Origin of the sequence: Actinospica acidithermotolerans, assembly GCF_018139625.1 — a bacterium.
GTDB lineage: Bacteria > Actinomycetota > Actinomycetes > Streptomycetales > Catenulisporaceae > Actinospica > Actinospica acidithermotolerans.
In genome coordinates this window covers 1-25,326 of sequence record NZ_JAGSOH010000073.1, presented here as the reverse complement: position 1 = coordinate 25,326, position 25,326 = coordinate 1, and the positions used below count along the sequence as shown (strand labels likewise).

Here is a 25,326-nt window from a genome sequence, read left to right as displayed (position 1 = left end):
CCGGAAAACTAGCAGCTCAACCGGCTCGGTGGAATCATCGTGGACATGAGCACGATCTCCACCGGCGGCGGACTGACCCAGCAGGCCGTGCAGGCGGCGAACCGGCTGACCACGCGGTGGACCGCGGCGCTCCACGGCTCCGACGAGGCGAGCGTGTACTCGGGCATCGGCGTGTGGCCGCTGCTCGGGCTGCTGAGCGCCGGTGCCGACGAGAAGGGCCGCGAGGAGCTCGGCGCGGCCTTCGGGCTCGGCGCGGACGAGGTGTCCGACACCGTGCGCGGCGTCGTCGACCTCTTCGATCGCAACGACGGGCTCGCGCTCGCGATGGGCGTGTGGCGGCGCGCCGAGCTGACCATCCGTGAAGAGTGGCTCGAAATCGTGCCGCCCGCGACTCGCGGCGTGCTCACCGGCGACGCCGCTCAGGATCAGGCCGCGCTCGACGCTTGGGTGAGTCGGCACACGAACGAGCGCATCACCCGGATGCCGTGTCAGCTCGGCCCCTCGATCGAGCTGCTGCTGGCCAGCGCGCTCACGGTCGACACCGAGTGGCTGGAGAAGCTGAAGGCGTCCTCGGGCCGCGGTGTCGGGGCGTGGGCGGATCTGACCTTGCCGCTGCTCAGCCGCGAGGCCGAGCCGGAGGACCTGTGGCTCGTGCACACGCCGGGCGGTCCGCTGACCGTCAGCCTCCTCGAGGGCTCGGCGGACATCGACGTGTACCTGCTGCTCGGCGAGGACGGACGCGATGCGCGATCAGTGCTCAGCGACGGTCTCGCCGCGCTGGATTCGCTGCCGGCCGAGGGGATCGCGGGCACGGAGTGGGGCGAGGACCTGCCGCCCGGGGTGACGGCGACCACCGTCCGCAACTCGACCGGGCAGCCGGAGACGCGGCTGGAGTGCGTAGCGTTCGATCTCTCCGCCCGGCACGATCTGCTCAAGACCGCCGACGTGTTCGGGCTGTCCCACGTGGCTTCGGGCGGCGGCCACTTCCCCGGTATCAGCGAGACGCCGCTGCGGGTCGGCCAGGCGCGGCAGGACGTCGTCGCCGAGTTCAGCGCGGACGGCTTCAAGGCGGCGGCGGTCACCTCGGTCTCGGTGGCCCGCGCCGCCTTCGCGCGTCCCCCCGAGAACGAGGCCCGGCGCACGACGGTCTCCTACACGCGGCCGCACGCCTTCGCCGCCGTGCACCGGACCAGCGGGCTCGTGCTGGTGGCCGGATGGGTCGCGAAGCCGGGCGCGGCGAACCGGCAGGGCGGTGGGTCGGGCGCCTAGGCCCACCTAGCCGACCCGCCTGCTCAAACGCAGCAGGTACTCCTTCCGGTCCAGCGGGTTGAGGTCCGTGCGCGCCCGCTCGGGCGGCGGACCGGTCACGTCGCTGAAGTGATCGAAGGCTGATTCGAGGACGCCGGAGCCGCGCGTCAGCGGCGGGAGCAGCTGCTCCAGTTCGTGCACGCGGCCTGCCGGGATGTCGCCGTCGACGACGTACGTGCCGCCCGCGACCGAGGACTCGCGCGGGACGGCGCGCAGCTTCGTGAGCACCGGGAGCAGCGTCCCGAAGACGTCGGCGGGCACTTCGGCGCGGAAGCGGTGGATCGGCTCGCGGACCGCCGTTCCGGCCGCGCGCAGCGCGTCCGTCAGCACCAGCGGAGTCAGGTTCCTGAAATCCCCGGCGGTGCTGGAGAACGCCTTGTTGAAGCCCTGGTGCATCGCGCTCTGCCGCGGCCAGTAGCCCGAGTACGTGAGCGTCACCCGCGCGTCCATGACCTGCCATCCGTGCAATCCTTCGCGCAGCACGGCGTGCACGGTCTCCTCGATCGCCTTGTGGAAGGCGATCGGCAGCGAGCCGAGCTCGATCTCGTAGCCGAAGCGGATTCCGCTGCCCGCCTCCCCCGGCTCGACGCGCAGCCCGATGCCGGCGAGGAACGGGTTGCCGTCCTGCTTGATCCGCTCCTCGGCCGTCCCGACGCCCAGGACGCGTTCGACGCAGATCGTGGTCGTCGGCCGGAAGTCGACCTCGACACCGAACTGCTCGGCGAGCGTAGCCTGCACGACCTCCTTCTGCACCTCGCCGTACAGGGAGACGGAGATCTCGCGCCGCACGTCGTCCTGCCGCAGGTTGATCAGCGGGTCCTGCTCGGCGAGCAGTGTCAGGGCCGGGTGCAGCAGCGGCCGGTCGCGCTCGGTGCGCGGCACGACGACGGTCTCCAGCGACGGCGGTGTGAAGTAGTGCGCGGGCCGCTGGGACGTCGCATCGCCGACGACGTCGCCGATGACATCGCCGATGACGTCGCCGATCCGGATGCCGTGCAGTCCCCAGACCTTTGCGATACTCCCGGCGCCGACCTCGTTCCCCGGCACGCTCGCTCCGCGCTCGAACACCGCGATCGAGGTGACGCGGCCCTCGCGCGAGTCGCCCCGCGAGCCGTACTTGATCCGATCCCTGATACGCAGCGTCCCGGAGTGCACGCGCACGTAGGCGATCGGCTCGCCGGCGGCTCCGCGCTCCATCTTGAAGACGGTCGCGCAGGCCGGGCCCTCGACGTCGTCGGACGCCCTGGGGAGCAGCTCCCTGATGCCGCGCAGCAGCTGGCCGACGCCGGCTCCGGTGATCGCCGATCCGAAGAAGACGGGGTGCAGCCGGGCACGCCGGCTCTGGGCCGCGAGCGCACGACGCAGCCGACGCGCGGTCACGGCGCCCTCGTCCTCCACGTACGCCGAGAGCAGGTCGTCGTCGAGGGCGGTGAGCCGGTCGAGCAGCATCGCGCGGAACGCGGCGTCGCGCGCGTCGAACGGCACGAAGTCGGCCGTCGCCGTGCCGGGCTCGCGCACGTCGCCGAGTGCGACGATGTTCGGCGTGAGCAGGTCGGCGATGCTCGCGAGCAGAGTGGCGCACTGCGCGCCGCGTCGGTCGATCTTGTTGACGAAGAGGAGAGTCGGGATGCGAAGGCGCTGCAGCACGCGCATGAGCACGCGCGTCTGCGGCTGGACGCCCTCGACGGCCGAGATGACGAGCACGGCGCCGTCGAGCACGCCGAGGACCCGCTCGACTTCCGCGATGAAGTCGGAGTGGCCGGGCGTGTCGATCAGGTTCACGGAAACGTCCCCGACGTCGAACGACGCGACGGCGGCCTTGATGGTGATTCCGCGGCGCCGCTCGAGTTCGAGCGAGTCGGTGACGGTGCTGCCGTCGTCGACGCTGCCGAGGTCGCCGATGACGCCCGTGGCGTGCAGCAGGCGCTCGGTCAGGCTGGTCTTACCGGCGTCGACGTGCGCGAGGATCCCGAGATTGAGTGAACGCGACAAAGGTCTTCATGTCCTTGAAGGCAGGGGGGATGGCCGTCTGGGTGGACATGAAAGCCGCGCGCATCTGTGAAGCTCCCGGTGGTCGGAGAACGCAATCGGACCCGGCCACTACACCAGGCCGGGTCCGCGCGGGACAAGCGGTTTTCTCAGCTCTCGCGAATCCCCCACGGGGAGCCGTACTCGACGAGCAGGTCGAGGAACGGCTGCGGCGCGAAGGCCTCGGGGCCGAGCACGCCGCGTCCCTTCCACACGCCGTCGGCCAGCAGTTCGAGCGCGATCACCGGGTTGATCGCCGTCTGCCAGACGACGGCCTGCGAGCCGTACTCGCGCATCGACCACTGGTTGTCGACGACGTGGTACAGGTAGACCTCGCGCCGCGCCCCGTCCTTCGTTCCGGTGACCCAGGTTCCCGCGCAGGTCTTGCCGTGCATCAGCTCGCCGATCGTGGCCGGGTCGGGCAGCGCGGCGGCGACCACGTCGCGCGGCGAGACGCGAGCGCTCGCGCCGTCCGCCGTGCGGACGGTCAGCGGCTCGGTGCGGTCGAGGCCGAGCGCGCGCAGGGTCTTGAGCTTGCCGATGAAGTCGTCGCCGAGGCCGTACTTGAAGGTCACCCGCTTGGCGTCGACCCAGCGCGGCACCAGCAGCACCTCCTCGTGCTCGACGTTCACGCACTCGACGGCGCCGATCCCCTCGGGGAACTCGAAGACCTCCGGCTCGCTGAACGGCTCGGTGGTGAACCAGCCGCGGTCCTTCTCGAAGACGACCGGCGGGTTGAGGCACTCCTCGATCGTGGTCCAGATGCTGAAGGAGGGCGCGAACTCGTAGCCGTCGACGGCCAGGTTCGCCCCGTCGCGCACCCCGATCTCGTCGATCTCGTCGAACAGCTCGTCGGCGGCGTACCGCGCGAACACGTCGGACAGGCCCGGCTCGACGCCCATGCCGACGAGCGCGAGGCGGCCGGCCCGCTCCCACGCGGAGGCGAGCTCGAACTGCTCGTCGCCGAGTTTGACGCCGCACTCGGTGTAGGGCGCGGAGGGGTGCGGCACGGAGAGGGACATCGCCATGTCGAGGTAATGCGCCTGCGCGCTGAAGGCGGCGAAGAAGAGAGGCATCACGAAGCGCGGGTCTGTCGCGTTGAACAGCACGTCGCAGCGCTTCTCGCGCAGGAGGGTGAGGACAGCGGCCTCGTCGGAGGCGTCCACCTGCGCAGCGCTGAAGCGGCGCGGTTCGCCGATCCCCTCGACGGCGGCGACGGCCGCCTCCGCGCGCGCCAGACTGTAGTCGGCGACCACGAAGTGCTCGAAGAATCCGCGCCGGGCGGCGATCCGGACAGCGGCGCTGCCCACGCCTCCCGCGCCCACCAGCAGTACCCGCATCCCGATCATTCCTTTCGCACGGTCGTCTTGCATCCGATTAGGAAACCCCCGGCGCGCGAGAGCGTCAATGGTGTTGGCATAAGGAGGTAGGCTTGCGGCGGGAGATCCGGGGGCGAGCGGCGGCGAACGCGCGAGGAGGTGTCACGGGTGCCGAAGTCCGTGGTCGCGGAGGCGGATCGGCGCAGGCGGCGGCCGACCAAGCAGGGCGTCGTGCTGACCGAGCAGATGATCGTGGGGACCGCGCTGCGCATGCTGCGCGAGCACGGCGCCGCGGGCCTGAGCGCGCGGCGCCTCGGACTCGCGCTCGGCGCCGACCCGAGCACGGTCTATCGCTACTACCGGAACATGGACGAGCTGACGCTCGCCCTCGGCGACGAGCTGATGCGGCTCGCCCTCGCCGAATTCCAGCCGACCGGCGATTGGCGCGAGGATCTCTACCTGCTCGGGATGAGAATCCACCGCGTGCACCTCGAGCATCCGCAGGCGGCGGTGCTCACCGCGAGCCGGGTCAGCGGCCGGGCGAACGAGCTCGCGGCCGACGAGGTGATCCTGGCGGCGCTGCGCGCGGGCGGATTCCCGGACCGCGTGGCCGTGCGGATCTACCACGTGTTCATCGACCAGGTCCTCGCGTTCGCGGCCCTCGACGCGGCCTCGCTCGTGCTGCCCGCGCGCGCCCTGGAATCAGACCAGCGCGTGTGGGAGGCCACGTACGAGCACCTGTCGGCTCGCACGCACCCGAACCTCGCGGCCACCGCGACCCTGCTGGCCGACCGGATGAACGACAGCGCCTACCCGGCCGCGCTCACGATGGTGCTGGACAGCGCGGCGGCCGAGCTGCGCGTGCTCAAAACGCTCAAGGCAGCGTCAGGATCTCGGGACCGTCGTCGGTGATCGCCACGGTGTGCTCGACATGCGCGGCACGGCTGCCGTCGGCGCTGCGGATGGTCCAGCCGTCGTCGTCGATGAAGTAGTCGTCCTTGCCGCCGGCCAGGAACCAAGGCTCGATCGCGAGCACCAGCCCGGCGCGCAGCTTCAGACCGCGTCCGCCGCGGCCCTCATTGGCCACATGCGGGTCCTCGTGCATCTGGCGTCCCACGCCGTGGCCGCCGAAGTCGCCGCAGATCCCGAAGCCCGCGCCGCGCCCGACACCCGCGATGGCCGCGGAGATGTCGCCGATCCGCGCGCCCGGCCTGGCCGCCGCGATCCCGGCCTGGAGAGCTGCGGAGGCGGCCTGGATCAGGCGCGTGTCGGCGGGCCGGTCGTGGCCGACGTTGAAGGAGATCGCCGCGTCGCCGGTCCAGCCGTCGAGCGTCGCGCCGCAGTCCACGCTGAGCAGGTCGCCGTCCTGCAGGCGGTAGCCGTCCGGGATGCCGTGCAGCGCCGCGTCGTTGACCGAGGCGCAGATGACGGCCGGGAACGGGGTCATCGCGAAGTGCGGGCGGTAGTTCAGGAAGGGCGACGTGGCGCCGGCATCGCGGATCACCGCGTGCGCGACCTCGTCCAGCTCCTTGAGTGCGACGCCGACGGCCGCCTGCTCGCGGACCGCGGCCAGCGCGTGCGCGACGACGCGCCCCGCCTCGCGCATCGCGTCGATCTCCGCGCGGGTCTTCAGCTCGACCATGCCGTCCTGCTTTCTCCATGCGTTTCCATCGGCACATCCGTTGCCGGGATAACTATACCGCCCTTAGGATGGTGCGCATGGTGAGGCCGCCCCTGACGGAGGACGAGCGAGCGCGCGGCGAGCGGCTCGGATCGCTGCTGCGCCGCGCCCGCGGCGAGCGGCCGCTGACCGAGATCGCGGCGTGCGCGGGCATCCCCGCCGAGACCCTGCGCAAGATCGAGTCCGGCCGGGTGCCCACACCCGCGTTCTTCACCGTCGCCGCGCTGGCCGCGGCCCTGGACCTGTCACTCGACGTGATCGCAGGGCTCTGCGAGCCTTCCCGGCTCCAGCCGGCGCCGTTCTAGCCCGCGTCGGTCCAGTCGGCGCCGTTCTAGCCCGCGTCGGTCCAGTCGGCGCCGTTCTAGCCCGCGTCGGTCCAGTCGGCGCCGTTCTGGCCCGCGTCCGTCCTGCACGCGCCGTTCTAGCCCGCGTCGCCCTGCAGTTCGACCGCCAGCTTGCTCTGATTCGGGTCGAAGACGGCCGTCGCGTCGTTCGCGGAGCCCTTCTGCTGCCCGCGGATCAGGATCGTGTCGCCGGCGTGCACGCCGCTGAGCGCGCCCTTCGTCCCGTCCACGCGGTACTTCGTGGCGGAGTCCACGGTCCAGGTCCAGGTGGCGCCCGCGCCGTCCTTCACGGTGACGGTCGAGCCCGAGACGGATTCGACCTTGCCGACCTGCCACTCGCGCACGACGTAGGAGCCGGCCTTGTCCTTCACCGTCTCCTGCCCGTGCGCCCCGCCCTTGAACCGCGCGCCGCGGTCGCGGGCCGCCTCGTGCCGCGCGGCGCAGCGCGCCGGATGGGCCGCGTCGGCGCACGCCTTTCCGGCCTCCGTCGTCGAGGTCGTAGTCGACGCCGCGTCGGCTGCCGTACCCGCGGAGGCGGCCGGAGAGGCCGCGAACGCCTCCGTGGCCCCGAAAACCACGCCGCCCGCCACCGCGATGCCGGCCGCCGCGAGCACCGCCCGGCGCATCGTGATTGCGCTGTTCATTCGTCTCCACCTGCACTTTCCCGGATAGGTTCCAGCTTCTCGGCCATCATCCTCATGCGCGGCTAAGGCCTGGGTAAGGAGAAAGGCACCCAGAAAACCGCAGGCAAGGCTTGACTAACCGGAAAAATCGGGCGCATCGTAGACGCATGTCCACGGGCGTATTCGCAGTGGTGGCCAAGCGGATCGCGCCGGGACAGGGAGCGGGAGCGAGCATGGACAAGGGCACTGATTCGCGCGGTGCCGGCGGCGCGGCCGGCCCGATCGGCGGCAGGACGATCGGCGGAGCGCTGACGGGCGTCGGCCCGCGGCCGGGACCGCCGCCGGTCCTGCGCTTCGACCAGTACATTCCGCATCCGCCGTCGGCGGTCTGGCGTGCGCTGACCGACCCCGGCCTGCTCGCGCTGTGGTGGGCCAGCGGCGACGTGCGCCCCGAGGTCGGCCACCGGTTCACCCTGGACGTGGGCGCGTGGGGCGTGCAGCCCTGCGAGGTGACCGCCGTCGAGCCCGAGCGGCTGCTCGAGTACCACTTCGCCGAGGGCGTGCTGGACACCGTCATCACGTGGAGTCTGGAAGCCGAGGACGAGGGCACCCGTCTGCACCTGAGCCACTCCGGCTTCGATCTCGACTCGCTGCAGGGGCGCCTCGCCTACTCCGGCATGGGCAACGGCTGGCCGCACGTGCTCAACGGCGTCGAGCGCGCTCTCGACGCGGTCAGCGCACGTTCCTGACTAGCCGTTCTGCTCCGGCCGGGGTCCGGCCGCCCTAGCTCCCGGCGGCGATCGGCGTGAGGTAGGTGCCGGGGTGCGTCGCGGCGTCCTGCAGCAGGATTCCGGCGCTCCACGGCAGCTGGGCGCTGGAGTAGGTGTTGGGCGGCGTGATCGTGAGCGAGCTGACGCCGATCTCCGTGCCGTCGCCCGCCGCGAACTGCAGGTACTTGATGCTGAAGTGCGCGGACGCGCCGGGCTGCAGCACGACCTTCGCGTAGCTGTCGTTCGAACGGTCCAAGGGCCACCGGTATCCCGACTTGCCGTCCACGGTCCCGACGAGGTCGAGCCCCGCGAATCCGTCCATCGTGCACACCGCCGCGCTCTTGTTCGTCAGCTCCACGATCTGCACCCACTGGCTGCCGCTCGCGGACTTCCCGCCGAGCGCGAAGGAGAGATCCGACACCTGGCACACGGTCGTCGAGCCGCCCGCCGCCTGAGCCGCGGTAGAGTCGCCGGCCGCGCCCGTCGCGGCCGTGGAGGCGGACGCCGCCGTCGTCGCCGTCGTCTGCGAAGCCGCGCCGGATCCGCCCGCCGCAGCCGAGGCGGTCGAGGAGGCGGTCGACGAGCCGGCGGAAGTGCCCGAGGCGGCCGACGACGAGCAGCCGCCGAGCGCGACGGCGGCCGTCAGGGCGCAGGCCGCGGTGGCGGCCGAGGAACGCAGCTTCATGGTGGATGACCTCTCCAGATCCCGGTTGACGCGTAACGCAGTGTGCGACGACCGGCGCGCCGCGCGGGTTGAGCGGCGGGGCGAGCCTTCACAGAACCGTGATTAACTCGGCGCCCGCCGCGCCGGGACTATGCTCCCGACCTCGTCGTGGTCGTACCGCCGTCGGCGGCGTCGGGGGCACGCAAGCCGAGCCGATCGGGGACGGGTAGGCCGACCGGAAGGCGTGCTGACCAGGCTCCCCGCGAGCAGCATCCCCAACCTGCCGCTGCTGCTCACCCTCCTCGACGAACTCCGCTCCTAAAGCACGCCGCCCCGCCCCCGCTCCCGCTCCGCGAGGGCCGCGGCGGCGCCGATGAGGCCGGCGTCGGCGCCGAGGGTCGCGGGGAGGATGGCGAGGTCGCGGGTGAAGGGGAGCGAGGCGTAGGTGGTGAGGTGACGGCGCAGCGGGTCGAGAAGCAGCGGTCCGGCCTTGGCGACGCCGCCGCCGATGACGGCCGCGCGGATGTCGACGAGCATTGCAGCGCAGGCGATGCCGGCGGCGAGGGCGCGGCCGGCGCGTTCGAAGGCTGCGAGGGCGATCTCGTCGCCGGCTCTGGCCGACGCGGCGACGTCGGCGGCAGTGGGTGGCGCGACGGCGGTGGCGGTACGCGGCGCGGCGACCTCGGCGGCTCGAGCCGAAGCCGCGAGGTCACGGGCGGCGGGCGACGCGGCGAACTCGGCGTTTCCAGCCGACGCGGCGAGGTCATTGGCAGTGGGCGACGCCGCGAGGTCACGGGAAGTGAGCGACACGGCGAGGTCATTGGCAGCGAGCGACGCCGCGAGGTCACGGGCGGTGGGCGACGCGGCGACCTCGCCGATTCTGGCCGACGCGGCGAGGTCACGGGCAGTGGGCAGCGCGACGGCGGCCGCTGATTCGACAACGTTGTCAGTGGGACGCCAGCCGTTGCTGGCCGCCCAGCGGGCGATCGACGTGCCGCTGGCGATGATCTCGACGCAGCCGCGCGAGCCGCACGGGCAGTCCTCGCCCTCGATGTCCACGCTGATGTGGCCGAGGTGTCCGGCGTTGCCGCTCGGGCCGGTGCGCAGCGCGCCGTCGAGGATGAGGCCGGCGCCGACCCCGGTCGAGACGACGAGGCACAGGGCGTTGTCGTAGCCGCGGGCGGCGCCGCGCCAGTGCTCGCCCGCCGCCATGGCGCAGCCGTCGCCGATCAGCACCACGTCGCCGTGCACTCCGTCGAGTTCGCGGACGTGGTCGACGAGCGGGAAGTCCCGCCATCCCGGGATGTTGACCGGGCTCACGGTGCCGCGCACCGGATCGATCGGACCCGCGCTGCCGATGCCGATGCCGACGGTCTCGGACCACCGCGGATCGCGGGCGACGGTCTCGACCAGCGCGGCGACGACGGCCATCACCTCCTCGGCCGAGCCCTTGGCGGGCGTCGGCAGCTCGGCGCGGGTCAGCAGCGTTCCCCCGGCGTCCACGAGGGCGGCGGCGATCTTCGTGCCGCCGATGTCGAGGGCTGCGTACAACTGCTGCGGCATGGCGCGCCTTTCGCGATGCGGGACCGGGTGCGGGTACACGTACACCGTGCACAGATGCAGCTTGCAAGATTACGCGACAACGCGCATCCGCAGCCGCCACCCGGTCCCCTCGCGAACCGCCGGGCCCAGGCCGTGCCTTCGACTATCGCCGGGGCCGCGGCGCCTGCCACGCACGCTCGCGGCGTTGCAGGGACGGTTACAGACGACGAGTATGCGCCCGTCCCTGCGCCTTGCGAGCGCACGCGTCAGACACCGCGGCGTGATCCGACGCTAGTCCGAAGACACGGCCTAGCCGCGCCGGAAACGGAGCGTGACCAGCTGGAAGGGCCGCAGCCGCAGCCGGACCTTCCCGTCCTCGATCTCGGCCGGCCCGGTCCGCCGCTCCAGCAGGTCGCAGACCTCTACCTCGCCGGTGAACTCGAACCCGGGGGTCAGCAGCGCCGAGGCGCGGCCGCCCTCGGCCTCGTAGCACCGCACGACCACGTCGCCGCGCCCGTCGTCCGAAAGTTTCAGGGCACTGATGACGACGGCCTCGTTGTCCAGCGTCGCGAGCGGCTCGACGACGGCGTCGCCGGGCAGTGCGCGCTCCAGCTGATTGCAGCGGTAGCCCTCGCGCACGGCGTCGGCGATCGTGGCGCCGGGCACGAGCGCGTGGTGGAAGCGGTGGCGGCCCTGGTCCGTGCGCGGGTCGGGGAACTTCGGCGCCCGGACCAGCGACGCGCGCACGGTGGTCGTGGTGCCGCGGTCCTCGTTCACGTCGCGGGTCACGTCGTGGCCGTACGTGGACTCGGTGACCAGCGCGACGCCGTAGCCGGGCTCCTCGAAGTGCACGAACTTGTGGTTGCAGGCCTCGAACTTGGCCGCCTCCCAGCTGGTGTTCACGTGCGTCGGCCGGTACATGTGGCCGAACTGCGTCTCGGCCGCGTACCGCTCGGCGCGCACGTCCAGCGGGAAGGCGAGCTTGAGGAACTTCTCGGTCTCGTGCCAGTCGACCTCCGTGTCGATGTCCAGGCGGCGGGAGTCGGCGGAGAGCGTGACGGTCTGGGTGACCGTGGACCCGGAGAAGGACCGCTCGATGCGCACGGAGACGGCGCCGGGGGCGGAGGTCGGCGTGAGCGACGAGACGTCGAGGATGTCGGTGTGCCGGTGGCGGTAGTGCTTGTCGACGTCCCAGGCGTCCCAGGCGTTCGGGAAGTCCTGGTGCAGCTGCAGCAGGTTGCCCGCGGCCCCTGGCGCGATGGTCTCGCGGCCGGCGGCGTGGTCGAACAGCGAGACGAGCAGGCCGCGCTCATCGATCTCGGCCCGGATCACACCGTTGTCCAGCACGAATCCGCCGCCGGAGCGCTCGGACAGGATGGAGGTGCCGGAGGGGGCTTCGGCCGGGCCCGCGGCGAGCGCGGGGACGCCGGAGCGGGAGTGCGGCGCCGCGTTGAACACGACGACTCCGCCGGAGGAGGCGTCGCCGGCGAGCGCGCGCTGCGCGCCCTCGATGATCGACGTCAGCTCCGCGGAGACCTTCGCGTGCGTCTCCTCGGTCTCCCGGTGCACCCAGGCGATCGACGAGCCGGGCAGGATGTCGTGGAACTGGTGGGTGAGCACTTCCTTCCACAGCCGGTCCAGCTCGGCGTACGGATAGGCGTGCCCGGCGCGCACGGCGGCCGTCGCGGCCCAGATCTCGGCCTCGCGCAGCAGGTTCTCGTTGCGCCGGTTGCCCTGCTTGGTGCCGACCTGCGTGGTGAGCGTGGCGCGGTGCAGTTCGAGGTAGAGCTCGCCCATCCACACCTGCGGGTCCTGATACTCGGCCTCCGCCTTCGCGAAGAAGTCCGCGGGCCTGGTCCACTCGACCTTGGCGGAGCCCTCGAGGTCGCGCAGCCGCGCCGCCTTCGCGATCATCTCGCGCGTGGTGCCGCCGCCGCCGTCGCCCCAGCCGGTGGGCGCGAGCGAGGAGCGGGCCGTCGAGCCCTTCTCCTTGAAGTTCCGCGCGGCGTGCGCGATCTCGCGGCCCTTCATCGAGCAGTTGTACGTGTCGACCGGCGGGAAGTGGGTGAAGACCCGGGTGCCGTCGATGCCCTCCCACAGGAAGGTGTGGTGCGGGAACGAGTTCGTCTTGCTCCAGGAGATCTTCTGCGTCAGCAGCCACTTCGAGCCGGCGGCCTTGATGATCTGCGGCAGGCCGGCCGCGAAGCCGAAGGTGTCCGGCAGCCAGGCCTCCTCGTTCTCGACGCCGAACTCGTCGAGGAAGAAGCGCTTGCCGTGCACGAACTGCCGGGCCATCGCCTCCGAGCTCGGCATGTTCGTGTCGGCCTCGGTCCACATGCCGCCGGTGGGCACGAAGCGCCCCTCGGAGACGGCCTTGACCACGCGCTCGTACACCTCGGGCCGGTGCTCCTTGATCCAGGCGTAGTGGTGCGCCTGGGACATCGCGAAGATGAAGTCGGGCTCGTTCTCGAGCAGGTTCGTCATGTTCGCGGTGGTGCGCGCGACCTTGCGCACGGTCTCGCGCAGCGGCCAGAGCCAGGCCGAGTCGATGTGCGCGTGGCCGATGGCGGCGATCCGGTGCGCGGACGGGACGGCGGGCGCGGCCAGCACCTCGGCGAGCTCGGCGCGTGCCGCGGCCGCGGATCCGTTGACGTCCTGGAGGTCCACGGCGTCGAGCGCGCGGTCGACGGCGCGCAGGATCTCCCAGCGCCGCGCGCCCTCCAGCGGCAGCTCGGCCATCAGCTCGCCGAGGACTTCGAGATCGAGCACGAGGTTCCAGACCGTCTCGTCGAACACGGCCAGATCCAGCCGCGCGATCCGGTACTGCGGCTCGTCGCCCGCCGTCGCCAGCTCGCCGAGCTCGGTCGGCACGAAGGGCTGGTAGTCGAGGACGCAGGGGTTGGCCGCCGCCTCGATGTGCAGCGCGACCTGCTCGCCGCCGGCCGCCTCGTCGGCGACGCGCACCCACTGGTTGTTCGGGTTGATGCCCTTCACCGGCGAGCCGTCGGGCCGGTAGACCAGCCCCTCGCACTGGAATCCGGGCTTGTTCGGGTCGAATCCGAGGTCGAGGATCGCCTCGACGGTGCGCCCGGCCCACGCGGCCGGGACCGTGCCGCGCACGGTGATCCAGTTCGTGGCCCACGGCGCGCCCCAGGCGTCGCCGGCGGCGATCGGCGCGCGCGGGCCGGCCGAGAGGCCCTCGGCCACCGGCACCGGTTCGCCGGGGGCGACCCAGACCTCGGCTTCGAGCGGGACGGATTGCGGGTAGATCGCCGGGACGATGCGCTCGCGCAGGACGCGGGCGAGGCGCTCTTCGATGAGGCTGCGGTCATCGTGCATGGTGCTGCGGCTCCAACCTGGTGGACGGATCCAATTGAAACGATTAAATCAGCTGCTCCGCGACTCATCCAGAGCTGCGGCGCACCTCGCTGATTCCGCGCGCGTCGAGGTGCGCGGCGTCGCTCGCGCGCTCGGCGAGGACGACGGCCGGCCTGGTGCCCGCCGCCACCTGGTTCATGTAGGCCTCGAAGAACGCGCCGCCGGGCGCGCAGATCGAGCGCTTGCCGGGGTGTTCGGGCAGATCGAGGACGAGCGCCGTGCGGCGCGGCGGCGGCGGCGCCCAGTCGCGCCGGACCTGCTCGGCGAGCCGGGCCACGGCCGCGCCCGCCGGTTTGACCCGGCCGTCGTTCGCGAGCAGGCCGAGACTGTATTCGACCTCTGGGAAGTCGGCGAGCGCGCGGTCCACGTCGTGCGAGCACCACCACGTCACCGCGTACAGGTCGGGGCAGTCGAGCGCGTTGGCGATCGTGGCCAGGGCGAACTCGGCGGCCTGCCCGGGCGGGATGTGCGGCGCCGGAGCGCCGACCTCCTGGAGCCAGACCGGCCGGTGCGCGTCCAGGGACCAGGCCTTGCTGAGCTCGATCAGGTACGCGGCGTGGTGGTCCACGGCGACCGAGTTCGAGCCGTACGTCTGCGCGGTGCCGTTGAAGACCCAGGAGTGGATGGCCGTCGCGAAGCCGCGCCGGGCCGCCTGCGCCGGGGTGAAGGGGTGGTCGTCGAGGTACCAGGCGGCGTCGTAGAAGGAGTGCAGGTGCGATTTCGCCGGCGCCGCCTGCTCGCAGGCCGCGAGCAGGCGGGCGAGCCAGGCGTCGGCCTGCTCCGGCTCGATCCGGTCAGGGTCGGGGTGCGGCTCGCCGGCGAACTGGTTGGTCTCGTTGCCGATCGTCATCCCGATGAAGTTGGGCCGGTCGGCGAGCGCGGCGGCGAGCGTACGCAGGTAGTCGGCCTCCGCCTCGACGACGTCCGGTTCCGCGAACATGTTGCGGCGGTGCCAGGTGCTGAGCCAGGCGGGCCGGAAGTCGAAGCTGGACAGGTGCCCCTGCAGCCCGTCGACGTTGACGTCGAGGCCGCGCTCCCCCGCCGCGTCCACGAGGGCGACGAGCTGGTCCACCGCGCGGGCCCGGATCAGGGTCCTGTTGGGCTGGAAGACGGGCCAGAGCGGGAACACGCGCACGTGGTCGAGCCCGAGCCCGGCGATCGCGTCGAGATCCCGGCGCACGTCGTCGAGGTCGAAGTCGAGCCAGTGGTGGAACCAGCCCCGGGAGGGGGTGTAGTTGACGCCGAAGCGCGGACAGTCGTTCATCCCTTGATGGCGCCCTCCCCGACGCCGCGAAAGAAGAAGCGCTGCAGGACGGCGAACAGCACGAGGATCGGCACCAGCGCGATCATCGTGCCGGCCGCGATCGTGCGCGGATCGGCGGAGAACTCGCCCTGCAGGTAGGACAGCCCCACGGTCAGCGTGAGCTTGTTCGGGCTCTGCAGCACGAGCAGCGGCCACAGGAAGTCGTCCCACGCCGCGATGAAGCTGAGGATCGCGACGACGCTGAGGATGCCCTTGACGTTCGGCAGCCCGATGTACCGGATCCGCTGCCAGACGTTCGCGCCGTCGATCACGGCCGCGTCCTCGAGCTCGTCCGGGATCGACCGGAAGGCGTTGCGGATCAGCAGGACGTTGATGGCCCCGATCATGCCGGGCAGCGCGACGCCGATCAGCGAGTCGCCGAAGCCGAGCTTGGTGACGGTCTGGTACTGGCTGATGATCGTCACCTCGCCCGGCAGGACCAGCGTGGACAGGAACAGCCCGGTGACCAGCCGGCGGCCGCGGAAGCGGAGCCGGGCCAGCGCGTATCCCGCGGCCGTGGCGCCGACGAGGTTCCCGCCGACGCCCAATACCGCCACCAGCACCGAGTTCTCGGCGAAGTGCCAGATCGGGATCGTCTGCGCGACCAGGTCGTAGTTGTGCAGCGTCGGGTGTCGCGGCAGCAGCTGCGGCGTGCTCGAGTAGACGTCCTCGAACGGGCTCTTCAGGGAAGTCGACAGCTCCCACAGCATCGGGCCGATGGTGATCAGCAGGACGACGCACAGGGCGGTGTAGCGCAGGGTGAGGCCGAGCGGGGTGACGGCGTCGAACTTGGGCGAGCGGCGGCGGGTCACCCCTCGTTCCTCCTGTTCAGTCGAGCGAGCACGATGAGCGGCACGGCGGTGAGCACGAACAGCAGGACGCTGAGGGCGGACGCGTAGCCGAGCTGGCCGTCGAACCCCGATCCGTACTGCTCGATCAGGAAGACCAGCGACACGTCCTGGCCGCCGATGCCGCCGGTGCTCCCGCCGAGGATGTAGAGCTCGGTGAACACCCGCATCGCGCTGACCCCGATGAGGATCGAGACCAGCAGCGTGGTGCCGCGCACGCCGGGCAGCGTCACGTGCCAGAACCGGCGTACGCCGCCCGCGCCGTCGACGGCCGCCGCCTCGTGCAGTTCGCGGCGGACGTTTCCGAGCGCGGACAGGTACAGCACCATGTAGTAGCCGAGGCCCTTCCACACGGTCAGTGCGATCGCGCTGAACAGCAGCAGCCAGCGGTCCTCGAGGAACGGCACCGCCTTGTGCACGACGCCGACCTCGGTGGCCAGATCGTTGACCAGGCCTCTGTCGTCCAGCAGCCACTGCCAGATCAGCGCGACGGTGACGGCCGAGGCGATGACCGGGAAGTAGAACACGGTGCGGAAGAAGCCCATGAACGGCAGCGTGCGCTGGACGAGCATGGCCAGTAGCAGCGGCAGGAAGGTCAGCAGCGGGACGCAGACCGCCATGTAGAGCAGAGTGTTAATGATCGCGTCCCACAACTGCGGGTCGTGCCAGAGCCGGGTGTAGTTCGCGGCGCCGATGAAGCGGCCGCCGGTGAGCGTGTGCACGTTGGTGAAGGACAGCAGCAGCGTGTTGATCGCCGGCCAGAGGCTGAACGCGCCGAGGAAGGCGAGGGCCGGGACGACCAGGAGCCACGGCGTGTACCACCGGTGAGCTTTCATTGGCCCAGAAGCGCGTTCGCCTGGGTGACTACGTTGTCAAGAGCCGTCTTGGCGGACTCCTTGCCGGTCATCGCGAGGGCGATCTGCTGGTTGAGAATGGTGTCCATCGCGCTGGTCCAGATCGGCGGAGTGAAGTTGACGCCGTTCTCGACGTCCTTCTCGGCGATCGCCGAGGCCTGCGCCTGCATGCCGACGTCGTTCGTCGCGGCGAGGGTGGACGCGTCCTTGGTGCCCGGCTCGAAGCCCTGGGCGAGCTGGATGAACGCGGCCTGGTTCGCGCTGTTCGTCACGTACTCGGCGAAGGCGAGCGCGAGCGGCAGGTTCCTGCTCTTCGACGAGACCGATATCCCCTGCACGTAGAGCGGTGGAGTGCCGATCGCGGCGGACGGCACGATCGAGCTCACCAGGCTCGGGTTGGTCTGCTCGGTGCTCTGGATGTAGTTGCCGCCGCCGGTCGTCCAGGCGACCTCCTGCTTCAGGAAAAGCGCCGAGTTGCCCTCGTAGGTCGAGGTGAGCACGTTCGAGGGCAGATACCCGGCCTGGTACGCGGCGGTGTACTGCTGGAGCACCTTGACCGCCGCAGGCGTGTTGAAGGCGAACGCGGTGCCGGCCGAGTCGAGCAGCGGGGCGCCGGCGTTAGCGAAGTCCATCAGGCCGGGCGCGCGGCTCATCAGGTAGTCCTTGCCGCCGGACTTGTCATGCATGATCTTGGCGTCGGCGATGAGCTGGTCGAGCGAGGTCGGCAGGTCGGTCGTCGACAGGCCGTCCTTCGCGAGCATCGCCTTGTTCCAGTAGTTGACGTCGGTGCCGAGGTACCAGGGGAACGCGAAGCTGTCGCCGCCGGTCCCGGTGTCCTTGTACTCGTACGCGGACAGGCCGCTGGCCACGTACGTCTGCGCGATCGACGGGTCGTTCTTCGTCAGGTCGAGCAGGTCGCCGGTCTTGGCCACGGTGTGCGCGATGTCCGGCGGGAGGTTCACGACGTCCGGCAGGCTGTCGCCGGTGACCTGGCTGGTGACCTTGTCCGGGTAGTTCGCGCCGGGCTGGTCGATCCAGTTGATCGCCGTGCCCGGGTGCAGCTTCTCGAAAGCCTTGATCAGGCTCGTGAAATACGGGGTGAAGGTCGCGTTCTTGAGCGACCAGGTCTGGAAGGCGATCGACCCGCTGAGCGAGCCGGCGGAGGAGACCGTCTGCTGGGAGTCGCCGCCGCCGCTGCCGCCGCCGACTCCGCAGCCGGACAGGACGAGGCTGGCCGCGACACCGAACGCGGCGACGCTGCCGAGTCTGCTGGTTCGCATGGGTGGATGAGCTCCTATCGTGGTGGGGTGCACGAGGTGGACCGTGCCGATTGCCGAAGTGGTGACCGATCCCGCCGGGCGCTGCTAAGCTTCGGCCAGCTTTACTAAAGCGCTCTATCTGTCGAGGAACTATGCTCCCGGCGTCGGCGGGATGTCAAGGGAGGAGTGGCGGCTCGTGGCCAGGGTGACGATCGACGACATCGCGCGGGAGGCGGGGGTCTCCCGCGGCGCGGTGTCCTTCGCGCTCAACGGGCGCCCCGGGGTGAGCGAGGCGACCAGGGAGCGGATCCTGCAGGTGGCCGAGCGGATGAACTGGCGCCCGCACACCGCCGCGCGAGCCCTCGGCGGCGCCAAGGCCGACGCGGTCGGCCTGGTCGTGGCCAGGCCCGCGCGCACCATCGGCGTCGAGCCCTTCTTCGGCCAGCTGCTCGCCGGGCTGCAGGACGGGCTGTCGGCGAAGTCCGTCTCGCTCAGCCTGATGATCGTCGAGGACATCGCGGCCGAGGTCGAGGTCTACCGGCGCTGGGTCTCCGAGCACCGGGTGGACGGCTTCGTGGTGGTGGACCCGCAGGTCAAGGACCCGCGCTTCGCAGTGCTCGAAGATCTGGACGTGCCGGCCGTGGTGATCGGCGGCCCGGGCCGGCACGGCCGGCTCGGCAGCGTCTGGGCGGACGACCGGGAGGCGATGCTCAGCCTGGTCGAGTACCTCGCGGCGATCGGCCACCGGCGGATCGCCCACCTCGCCGGCCTGCCGGCCTTCCAGCACACCCAGCGCCGGATGCGGGCCCTGCGGGACTGCGCGAAGCGGCTGGACCTGCTCGGCGCGGTCTCCATCCCGACCGACTTCTCCGACGCGCAGGGCGCCGCCGCCACCAGGACCCTGCTGTCCGCCCCCGCCGCGACCCGCCCGACCGCGATCGTCTACGACAGCGACGTGATGGCGGTGGCGGGCCTCGCGGTGGCGGCCGAGATGGGCGTGCCGGTGCCGGAGAAGCTGTCCATCGTCTCCTTCGAGGACTCGGTGCTCACCCGCATCGTGCACCCGCCGATCACGGCCCTGACCAGGGACGCGTTCAGCCTCGGCCAGCAGGCGGCGCAGCGGGTGCTGGCCGCGGTGGACACCCCGGGCTCGATCGGCGACCTCAAGACGGCCACCCCCGCGCTCACCGTCCGCGGCAGCACCGCGGCCCCGGCGGGCTGACGGGCGGCCGGCGGCCGGCGCCGACTGCCGGCCGCGCAACCCTTGACCGGGCGGGCCGCGGGCGGCACGCTGGCCGCAGCGGATGGTGACGCTACTGAAGCGATTTAGCAAAGAGGGGGCAGCGATGCCGATCGACCCGGATCCGGACTGGTGGCGCGACGCGGTCGTCTACCAGGTCTATCCGCGCAGCTTCGCCGACGGGAACGGCGACGGGGTGGGCGACCTGCCCGGGCTGGTCTCCCGGCTGCCGCACCTGGCCGAACTCGGCGTGGACGCGCTGTGGATCTCGCCGTGGTACCGCTCGCCGATGGCCGACGCGGGCTACGACGTCGCGGACTACCGGGACATCGACCCGCTGTTCGGCACACTAGCCGACGCCGACAAGCTGCTCGCCACCGCGCACGGCCTCGGCCTGCGGGTGATCATCGACATCGTGCCGAACCACTGCTCGGATCAGCACCCGTGGTTCCGCGCGGCGGTCGCGGCCGGACCCGGCTCCGCCGAGCGCGGGCGGTTCCACTTCCGGCCCGGCGGCGGCGCGGACGGAGACGAGCCGCCGAACGACTGGCCCTCGGCGTTCGGCGGACCCGCCTGGACCCGCGTGACCGGCGCCGACGGCGCGCCCGAGGAGTGGTATCTGCACCTGTTCAGCCCGGGCCAGCCCGACGTGAACTGGGACCATCCCGAGGTGCGCGCCGAGTTCGAGTCGATCCTGCGGTTCTGGTTCGAGCGCGGCGTGGACGGCTTCCGGATCGACGTCGCCAACCTGCTGGTCAAGCAGGAGGGACTGCCCTCGCGGGCGCCGATCGAGGCGGCCGGCGGGGCGTCGCCGTACGAGGACCGGCCCGAGGTGCACGACGTCTACCGCGCCTGGCGCCGGATCGCGGACTCCTACGTGGGCACGCGGATCTTCGTCGGCGAGCTGTGGGTCGGCCCGGAGTCGCTGAAGCGGTATCTGCGTCCTGACGAACTGCACACCGGCTTCAACTTCCCGTATCTCCAGGCGGCGTGGCAGGCCACTGCTCTGCGATCGATCATCGACGCGACGATCGCCCAGCACGCCGAGGTCGGCGCCCCGCCCACGTGGGTGCTGGGCAACCACGACGTGACGCGCGTGGTCACGCGGTACGGGCGCGAGGTGACGAGCTGGGCCGAGCCCGCCGGACGTCTCGCCGTGCCGGCCGACCTGGAGCTCGGCACCCGACGCGCGCGGGCGGCGGCGCTGCTCTACCTGGCGCTGCCCGGCTGCGCGTACGTCTACCAGGGTGAGGAGCTCGGGTTGTGGGAGGTCGAGGACATTCCGGCCGAGCTGCGCCAGGATCCGACTTTCTTCCAGACCGAGGGCCGCAATCCCGGGCGCGACGGCTGCCGCGTGCCGCTGCCCTGGGAGGCCGACGAGCCCTGGTTCGGCTTCGGCGCGACCGGTGTCGCAGAGCCTTGGCTTCCGCAGCCGGAGGCTTGGCACGCGTACGCGGCGGACGCGCAGGCCGGCGATCCCCGGTCGATGCTGGCGCTCTACGGCGACGCGATCCGGCTGCGGCGATCGATCGACGGGGAGCTGACATGGGCCGAGTCGTCGGCGGACGTGCTGCGTTTCCGGCGCGGCTCGGGATTCGAGTGCGTCGTGAACTTCGGCCCGGAGCCGGTGCCGCTGCCTGCCGCCGTCGAGCTCCTGCTCGGCAGCGCGCCGATCCCTGACGGAGTGCTGCTGCCCACCGACACCGCGGTCTGGCTACGCCGCTGAGTGCCCAATCGAGGGGTCATCGACCTTTGCGATACATGCGGAAGACGCGCTCGACGTACGCGTCGAGCGCCCGCGTGTAGAACGCGACCGGGCCGGTCCAGCCGATCTGGGCCGTGCGGTATCCCCTGGCGTGCAGGTCGGCCATGCAGCGACGCAGCAGCACGCGGCCGACGCCGAGTTTGCGCTGTTCGCCGCTGGTCCCCATCGGGCCGAACCAGTCCCGGCGGTTGACGCCGTACGCCGCGAATCCGACGTACTCCGCATCGAGCTCACCGTCGTGCAGGACCGCGACGTAGGAGCCCGCGGTGTCGGGGTGATGAAGGGTGCTGAGAGTCTCCTCGCGCCACGTACCGCCCCAACCGGCCAGCCACGGCGTGATCCGCTCCCGGTCCGCCTCGGTGAGCCGACGTACCGTGATGCCGTGCTCGGCGAGCCGCGCCTCGTCGGCCTTGGTGGCGAGGCGGCCGTTCGCCTCGGCGCGATCGAGTTCGACGGTCATATTTACGGCGTCGCGTGCGGGCACGTAGCCGCGGGCTTCGGCGAAGCAGGTCGCGGGCGTGTAGCGCACGTCGATGCCGGGCCAGGCGAACCGCGGCGTCGCGCCGCCGATCAGGATGTCCCCGGCGCCGACCTCGCGCAGCCGTTCTTCCAGGGCCGCGACGAGCGCCGTCGCGTGGCCCCGCCGACGCGCCGCCGCGTCGACGGCCAGCAGGTTCAGATGCCCGCGCCGGGACGCGGCCGGGTCGCGCGGTATCGGACCGAGCGACCCGAACGCGAGGCCGACGATCTCCTCGTCGACGGTTCTCACCAGCGCGAATTCGGTGTCCGTGGCGGGCCAGAGCAGATCGACCAGCTCTCCCGCGTCGGCCGCGTCCCAGCGCAGTGCGCCCACCGCGAGCTCCTGCAGCGCGGCCAGGTCCCCGGCCTCGGCATCACGTACGCCGAAAGCGTGTCCATGATTCACGCTTCCGGCCATACCCACCCGATCAGTCCGGCAGACTCGATGACCGCCCGGCGATGGTTCGAAGGCGCTGTCTAGTGATCGGACGACGGACAGCCGATCGCCGACATGACGCGCCGCACCGTCTCGGCGTTCTCGCCGTAGGGCGCGATGTAGTCCACGACCGCGCGGGCGGCGTCCGCGCCGAGGGTGCGGGCGATGGTCCAGGCGCCGAGGTACTGCGAGGCCAGGCAGCCGCCGGCCGTGGCGATGCCGCCCTCGGCGTGGAAGGGCTCGTCGAGCACCTTGACCCCGCACTGCTCGACGTACGGACGGCTCTTGATATCGGTGCAGGCCGGCATCGTCCCGAGCAGGCCGAGGCGCGCGAGCACGAGGGCGCCGGAGCACTGAGAGCCGATCAGCTGATGCTCCGGATCCAGCTTGATTGCGCCGATCAGGTGATCGTCGGCGATCGCGTCCCGCGTCTTGATGCCGCTGCCGATGAGCACGACGTCGGCCTCGGCGGTGAACTCCAGCGGGCGCTGGCCCTCGACCTCGACGCCGTTCATCGAGCTGACCCGCGGCGTCGGCGTGGTGATGTAGGCCGCGAGCCCGTCCTGGCGGCAGCGGTTGATCATGGCGGAGGCGACGAAGCTGTCGATCTCGTTGAAGCCGTCGAAGGTGACGACGGCGACCTGGGTCTGCGGCACGGTTCCTCCTGGGTCGGTGTACCGGAGGCACCAGTGTCCGGCCCGCACCGCACCCGCGTCAGCGGCCAATCCGCACGAGGTGGACCCGCCGGTCCCGGGCGAAATCCCAGGCGAAATCCCAGGCAGAATCCCAGGCGAGGTCCCGGGCAGCAGGGCCTCCACAACCCTGCTGCCGTCAACCCGCGCCGGCCGCCGTCAGCAGGGCCCGCGCGCCCTCGTTGATCATGGTTGATCAGGGCAAGCGTAGCCGAGCGGAGACGCTTCGTGCATCACCAGCGGTCGTGGATCTGAGGCTTGATCAGCTCATCGTAAACATCGTGCACGGCCTTGTGCGCATCCTGGCTCAGCGGCGCCAGCGCGGCCGCCGCGGCGTTCCCGCGGGCCTGCTCGGCGTTGCGCGCGCCGGGAATCACGACGCTCACGCCTGGCTGGTCGACGATCCAGCGCAGCGCGAACTGCGCGAGCGTCGCGGACTGCGGAACCAGCGGCCGCAGCCGCTCCACGGCCTCGAGCCCCGTCGCGTAGTCCACCCCGGAGAAGGTCTCGCCGACGTCGAACGCCGCGCCGTGCCGGTTGTAGTTGCGGTGGTCGTCCGCGCCGAAGACGGTCGCGGCCGTGTACCGCCCGGACAGCAGCCCGCTGGCCAGCGGCACCCGCGCGATGATGCCGACGCCCGCCTCCCGCGCGGCCGGCAGGACCTGCTCCAGCGGCTTGAGCCGGAAGGCGTTGAGGATGATCTGCACGCTCGCCACGTGCGGCCGGCGGATCGCGGAGAGCGCTTGGTCGCAGGTCTCCACGCTCACCCCGTACGCGGCGATCGTCTCGTCGGCGACCAGCGCGTCAAGCGCGTCGAACACCTGGTCGGAGGCGAAGACCGGGTCCGGCGGGCAGTGCAGCTGGACCAGGTCGAGCCGGTCCACGCCGAGGTTGCGGCGGGAGCGGTCGGTCCAGGCGCGGAAGTTGGCGGCGCTGTAGTTCTCCGGCTCCTGCGCCACCCGGCGGCCCATCTTCGTGGCCACAGTCAGCTCGCCCGCCGCCACGGCGGCCGCGTGGGCGCGCAGCAGTCGGGCGATGATCTGCTCGCTGCGGCCGTCGCCGTACACGTCAGCCGTGTCGATGAAGTCCACGCCCGCCTCGAGCGCGGCCTCCAGCGTGGCGAGCGCGTCCGCCTCGTCGACCTGGCCCCAGTCGGCCCCGAGCTGCCACGCGCCGAGCCCGATGACGCCGACCTGCCTGCCGGTCCGTCCCAATGTCCTTTTCTCCATGGTCATGACTCTAGTCCGCGGACGACGCGGGCTCTGGGACGAGGGTGCTGCCGTACGATCGATGCATGGACCTGACTTCGGTGTTCATGCCCGGCGCGCAGTCCCTGGTCACGGCGATCCTCACGGACAGCTGGCACCAGGCGAGGGAGGCCGTCGCAAAGCTCTTCAGAACACCGTGAACGGACCGACGAACAACGTCGTGCAGGCCGGCCACATCAACAGCTTCACCATCCAGCGGTAGCGTCCGATCATGAACCCTGCAGGCGGCCGCGCACCTGCTTGCCAAGCGCGGCCTGCTCACCCCAAAAAACCTGTCGGCGGCGGGTGGCAGGATGCGGGCATGGCGGAGATGCGGGAGCGGGTGCTGGCGGCGCGCAGCCGCGAGGAGTTGGCGGAGGCCATGGAGGCGGAGGGGGCGCCTAGGTGGCTGATGTTCTGGGGGCATCAGGCGGATGCGAGCGGGCTGGGGAAGGGGTGCCTGTCGCAGTGGTGGCCCAGCCGGTTCACGGTGGACGGTGCCGAGTACGCGTCCGCGGAGCACTGGATGATGGCGGAGAAGGCTTCGCTGTTCGGGGATTCGGCTGCGCGGGAGAAGATTCTCGCGGCGCGGACGCCGGCTGAGGCGAAGGCGCTGGGGCGGCTGGTTCAGGGCTTTGATGATGCGGTGTGGGAGGCCGCGCGGTTCGAGATCGTGGTGGCCGGGAGTGTGCACAAGTTCGGTGCGCAGGACGACTTGCGGGCGTATCTGCTCGGCACGCGGGGGCGGGTCCTGGTGGAGGCCTCGCCGCGGGATCGCATTTGGGGAATCGGGATGTCGGCGAACCATGAGAACGCCGCCGATCCGCGGCGGTGGCGCGGGAGGAATCTGCTGGGATTCGCCCTCATGCAGGCGCGGGAGCGGTTGGCGGCCGCTTCCGCCGAGTGAGCGCGGCGGCTCCGGGATGTCGCAACCCAATGCGATATTCCGGGGCCTGCCCCCCTGCGCGACGGGCTTTCCGCGGCCCGTCACCGGAATAGTCGTACGGCCTCCCGGCCCGGGATGCGCGCCCTCTGGCGGCGTGTGATGTTGGTGGAGCCCCCATCAGAAACTTCTCAAGGAGGAGAAAATGGGCAAGAAGGGCAAGGCCGAGCGGAAGCCCAAGCAGCGGGCTGACCAGCAGAACTCCCGTCCCGGCCAGGACGCCTTCGGCGAGCAGAGCGAGCGCTCGGTCCACCAGGGCCAGGCCGCGCGCGGCGACGCCTTCGGTGAGCAGAGCGAACGTTCCGCCCAGCCGGGACGCGGCCAGCAGCCGAACCGCGGCCAGCAGCAGTCGCAGCAGTCCCGCGCCAAGCGGCCGGGTCAGCAGCCGGAGATGTAGTTCGTCCCTCCGGTGGACTGATCACTGAGTGAAGAGTGTGGGGCACGTCGCGACGTGCCCCACACTCGTGCGCGCGGAAGCTCCGGAAGCTCCGGGCCGAGCGGCGGCGGGAAAACGGGCCCCGCGCTCATGACGTGCGCGGGGGCAGCTTCGGTCGGCGGCGGTC

General features: G+C 71.3%; 22 protein-coding genes. 8 read left to right on the top strand and 14 right to left on the bottom strand.

Features of this window, described 5'->3' with window-relative positions:
* The first annotated feature begins 45 nt into the window (after positions 1–45).
* Entirely contained in the window at positions 46–1,269 is a 1,224-nt protein-coding gene (locus KDK95_RS22255; RefSeq protein WP_212520185.1) for a serpin family protein, read from the top strand.
* Between the two features lie 6 nt (positions 1,270–1,275).
* Here KDK95_RS22255 and KDK95_RS22250 read toward each other — a convergent pair whose 3' ends face one another.
* A complete protein-coding gene (locus KDK95_RS22250) occupies positions 1,276–3,300 on the bottom strand; it encodes an elongation factor G (protein ID WP_212520184.1) in 2,025 nt (674 codons plus the stop codon).
* A 146-nt stretch (positions 3,301–3,446) separates the two neighbouring features.
* Positions 3,447–4,676, bottom strand: a complete 1,230-nt coding sequence (locus KDK95_RS22245) for a saccharopine dehydrogenase family protein (protein WP_212520183.1) — start codon at positions 4,674–4,676, stop codon at positions 3,447–3,449.
* Between the two features lie 147 nt (positions 4,677–4,823).
* Here KDK95_RS22245 and KDK95_RS22240 point away from each other — a divergent pair, with 147 nt between their 5' ends.
* Positions 4,824–5,567 carry a TetR/AcrR family transcriptional regulator gene (locus tag KDK95_RS22240; RefSeq protein ID WP_212520182.1) on the top strand — a complete coding sequence of 248 codons (744 nt, stop codon included), beginning with the start codon at positions 4,824–4,826 and terminating at the stop codon, positions 5,565–5,567.
* On the opposite strand, the gene map is transcribed toward KDK95_RS22240, so the two are convergent.
* On the bottom strand, positions 5,530–6,297 hold the full coding sequence (gene map / locus KDK95_RS22235; RefSeq protein WP_212520181.1) for a type I methionyl aminopeptidase: 768 nt from the start codon (positions 6,295–6,297) through the stop codon (positions 5,530–5,532). The two genes, KDK95_RS22240 and map, sit on opposite strands and share 38 nt — an antisense overlap.
* Before the next feature lie 77 nt (positions 6,298–6,374).
* Between map and KDK95_RS22230 the strand changes: the two genes are divergently transcribed.
* Positions 6,375–6,641, top strand: a complete 267-nt coding sequence (locus KDK95_RS22230; RefSeq protein ID WP_212520180.1) for a helix-turn-helix domain-containing protein — start codon at positions 6,375–6,377, stop codon at positions 6,639–6,641.
* Between the two features lie 116 nt (positions 6,642–6,757).
* On the opposite strand, the gene KDK95_RS22225 is transcribed toward KDK95_RS22230, so the two are convergent.
* Positions 6,758–7,324, bottom strand: a complete 567-nt coding sequence (locus KDK95_RS22225; protein ID WP_212520179.1) for a hypothetical protein — start codon at positions 7,322–7,324, stop codon at positions 6,758–6,760.
* A 326-nt stretch (positions 7,325–7,650) separates the two neighbouring features.
* Here KDK95_RS22225 and KDK95_RS22220 point away from each other — a divergent pair, with 326 nt between their 5' ends.
* Entirely contained in the window at positions 7,651–8,052 is a 402-nt protein-coding gene (locus tag KDK95_RS22220) for an SRPBCC family protein (RefSeq protein WP_372463369.1), read from the top strand.
* Between the two features lie 34 nt (positions 8,053–8,086).
* On the opposite strand, the gene KDK95_RS22215 is transcribed toward KDK95_RS22220, so the two are convergent.
* The 7 genes from KDK95_RS22215 to KDK95_RS22185 form a co-directional block, all read right to left on the bottom strand.
* Positions 8,087–8,758, bottom strand: coding sequence for a DUF4232 domain-containing protein (locus KDK95_RS22215; protein WP_212520177.1), 672 nt, complete (start codon positions 8,756–8,758; stop codon positions 8,087–8,089).
* Positions 8,759–9,055: 297 nt separating this feature from the next.
* The gene (locus KDK95_RS22210) at positions 9,056–10,300 is read right to left on the bottom strand and encodes an ROK family protein (RefSeq protein ID WP_212520176.1); all 1,245 of its coding nucleotides are present in this window, start codon (positions 10,298–10,300) and stop codon (positions 9,056–9,058) included.
* A 288-nt stretch (positions 10,301–10,588) separates the two neighbouring features.
* The gene (locus tag KDK95_RS22205; RefSeq protein WP_212520175.1) at positions 10,589–13,618 is read right to left on the bottom strand and encodes an alpha-mannosidase; all 3,030 of its coding nucleotides are present in this window, start codon (positions 13,616–13,618) and stop codon (positions 10,589–10,591) included.
* 64 nt (positions 13,619–13,682) lie between these two features.
* Positions 13,683–14,921, bottom strand: coding sequence for a glycoside hydrolase 5 family protein (locus KDK95_RS22200; RefSeq protein WP_212520174.1), 1,239 nt, complete (start codon positions 14,919–14,921; stop codon positions 13,683–13,685).
* Positions 14,918–15,772: a carbohydrate ABC transporter permease gene (locus KDK95_RS22195; protein ID WP_212520173.1), complete on the bottom strand. Its 855-nt coding sequence runs from the start codon at positions 15,770–15,772 to the stop codon at positions 14,918–14,920. The genes KDK95_RS22200 and KDK95_RS22195 overlap by 4 nt, the downstream gene beginning before the upstream one ends.
* Positions 15,769–16,644: a carbohydrate ABC transporter permease gene (locus KDK95_RS22190; RefSeq protein WP_212520172.1), complete on the bottom strand. Its 876-nt coding sequence runs from the start codon at positions 16,642–16,644 to the stop codon at positions 15,769–15,771. The genes KDK95_RS22195 and KDK95_RS22190 overlap by 4 nt, the downstream gene beginning before the upstream one ends.
* Complete coding sequence (locus KDK95_RS22185) at positions 16,641–17,942, bottom strand: extracellular solute-binding protein (protein ID WP_212520171.1); 1,302 nt, start codon at positions 17,940–17,942, stop codon at positions 16,641–16,643. Before KDK95_RS22185 ends, KDK95_RS22190 begins: the two co-directional genes overlap by 4 nt.
* 175 nt (positions 17,943–18,117) lie before the next feature.
* Between KDK95_RS22185 and KDK95_RS22180 the strand changes: the two genes are divergently transcribed.
* Together KDK95_RS22180 and KDK95_RS22175 are read left to right on the top strand one after the other, a co-directional pair.
* Positions 18,118–19,143: a LacI family DNA-binding transcriptional regulator gene (locus KDK95_RS22180; RefSeq protein ID WP_212520170.1), complete on the top strand. Its 1,026-nt coding sequence runs from the start codon at positions 18,118–18,120 to the stop codon at positions 19,141–19,143.
* A gap of 124 nt (positions 19,144–19,267) precedes the next feature.
* A complete protein-coding gene (locus KDK95_RS22175) occupies positions 19,268–20,887 on the top strand; it encodes a glycoside hydrolase family 13 protein (protein ID WP_212520169.1) in 1,620 nt (539 codons plus the stop codon).
* A 16-nt stretch (positions 20,888–20,903) separates the two neighbouring features.
* On the opposite strand, the gene KDK95_RS22170 is transcribed toward KDK95_RS22175, so the two are convergent.
* The 3 genes from KDK95_RS22170 to KDK95_RS22160 all read right to left on the bottom strand — a co-directional run bounded on the left by KDK95_RS22170 (position 20,904) and on the right by KDK95_RS22160 (position 23,802).
* Positions 20,904–21,851 carry a GNAT family N-acetyltransferase gene (locus KDK95_RS22170; protein WP_212520168.1) on the bottom strand — a complete coding sequence of 316 codons (948 nt, stop codon included), beginning with the start codon at positions 21,849–21,851 and terminating at the stop codon, positions 20,904–20,906.
* A 71-nt stretch (positions 21,852–21,922) separates the two neighbouring features.
* Entirely contained in the window at positions 21,923–22,537 is a 615-nt protein-coding gene (locus tag KDK95_RS22165) for a DJ-1/PfpI family protein (RefSeq protein ID WP_212520167.1), read from the bottom strand.
* Between the two features lie 269 nt (positions 22,538–22,806).
* On the bottom strand, positions 22,807–23,802 hold the full coding sequence (locus KDK95_RS22160; RefSeq protein WP_212520166.1) for an aldo/keto reductase: 996 nt from the start codon (positions 23,800–23,802) through the stop codon (positions 22,807–22,809).
* A gap of 340 nt (positions 23,803–24,142) precedes the next feature.
* Here KDK95_RS22160 and ybiA point away from each other — a divergent pair, with 340 nt between their 5' ends.
* Positions 24,143–24,727: a riboflavin biosynthesis intermediates N-glycosidase gene (gene ybiA, locus KDK95_RS22155; protein WP_249161693.1), complete on the top strand. Its 585-nt coding sequence runs from the start codon at positions 24,143–24,145 to the stop codon at positions 24,725–24,727.
* Between the two features lie 181 nt (positions 24,728–24,908).
* Positions 24,909–25,160: a hypothetical protein gene (locus KDK95_RS22150; protein ID WP_212520165.1), complete on the top strand. Its 252-nt coding sequence runs from the start codon at positions 24,909–24,911 to the stop codon at positions 25,158–25,160.
* Positions 25,161–25,326 lie beyond the last annotated feature (166 nt).

Bases quoted from the DNA above. Each gene is read 5' to 3' on its own strand.
- KDK95_RS22175 (WP_212520169.1), top strand. From the start codon at position 19,268: ATGCCGATCGACCCGGATCCGGACTGGTGGCGCGACGCGGTCGTCTAC.
- KDK95_RS22160 (WP_212520166.1), bottom strand. From the start codon at position 23,802: ATGGAGAAAAGGACATTGGGACGGACCGGCAGGCAGGTCGGCGTCATC.
- KDK95_RS22230 (WP_212520180.1), top strand. From the start codon at position 6,375: ATGGTGAGGCCGCCCCTGACGGAGGACGAGCGAGCGCGCGGCGAGCGG.
- KDK95_RS22215 (WP_212520177.1), bottom strand. From the start codon at position 8,758: ATGAAGCTGCGTTCCTCGGCCGCCACCGCGGCCTGCGCCCTGACGGCC.
- KDK95_RS22185 (WP_212520171.1), bottom strand. From the start codon at position 17,942: ATGCGAACCAGCAGACTCGGCAGCGTCGCCGCGTTCGGTGTCGCGGCC.
- KDK95_RS22210 (WP_212520176.1), bottom strand. From the start codon at position 10,300: ATGCCGCAGCAGTTGTACGCAGCCCTCGACATCGGCGGCACGAAGATC.
- KDK95_RS22255 (WP_212520185.1), top strand. From the start codon at position 46: ATGAGCACGATCTCCACCGGCGGCGGACTGACCCAGCAGGCCGTGCAG.
- KDK95_RS22225 (WP_212520179.1), bottom strand. From the start codon at position 7,324: ATGAACAGCGCAATCACGATGCGCCGGGCGGTGCTCGCGGCGGCCGGC.
- map (WP_212520181.1), bottom strand. From the start codon at position 6,297: ATGGTCGAGCTGAAGACCCGCGCGGAGATCGACGCGATGCGCGAGGCG.
- KDK95_RS22200 (WP_212520174.1), bottom strand. From the start codon at position 14,921: ATGAACGACTGTCCGCGCTTCGGCGTCAACTACACCCCCTCCCGGGGC.
- KDK95_RS22150 (WP_212520165.1), top strand. From the start codon at position 24,909: ATGGGCAAGAAGGGCAAGGCCGAGCGGAAGCCCAAGCAGCGGGCTGAC.
- ybiA (WP_249161693.1), top strand. From the start codon at position 24,143: ATGGCGGAGATGCGGGAGCGGGTGCTGGCGGCGCGCAGCCGCGAGGAG.
- KDK95_RS22245 (WP_212520183.1), bottom strand. From the start codon at position 4,676: ATGCGGGTACTGCTGGTGGGCGCGGGAGGCGTGGGCAGCGCCGCTGTC.
- KDK95_RS22190 (WP_212520172.1), bottom strand. From the start codon at position 16,644: ATGAAAGCTCACCGGTGGTACACGCCGTGGCTCCTGGTCGTCCCGGCC.
- KDK95_RS22205 (WP_212520175.1), bottom strand. From the start codon at position 13,618: ATGCACGATGACCGCAGCCTCATCGAAGAGCGCCTCGCCCGCGTCCTG.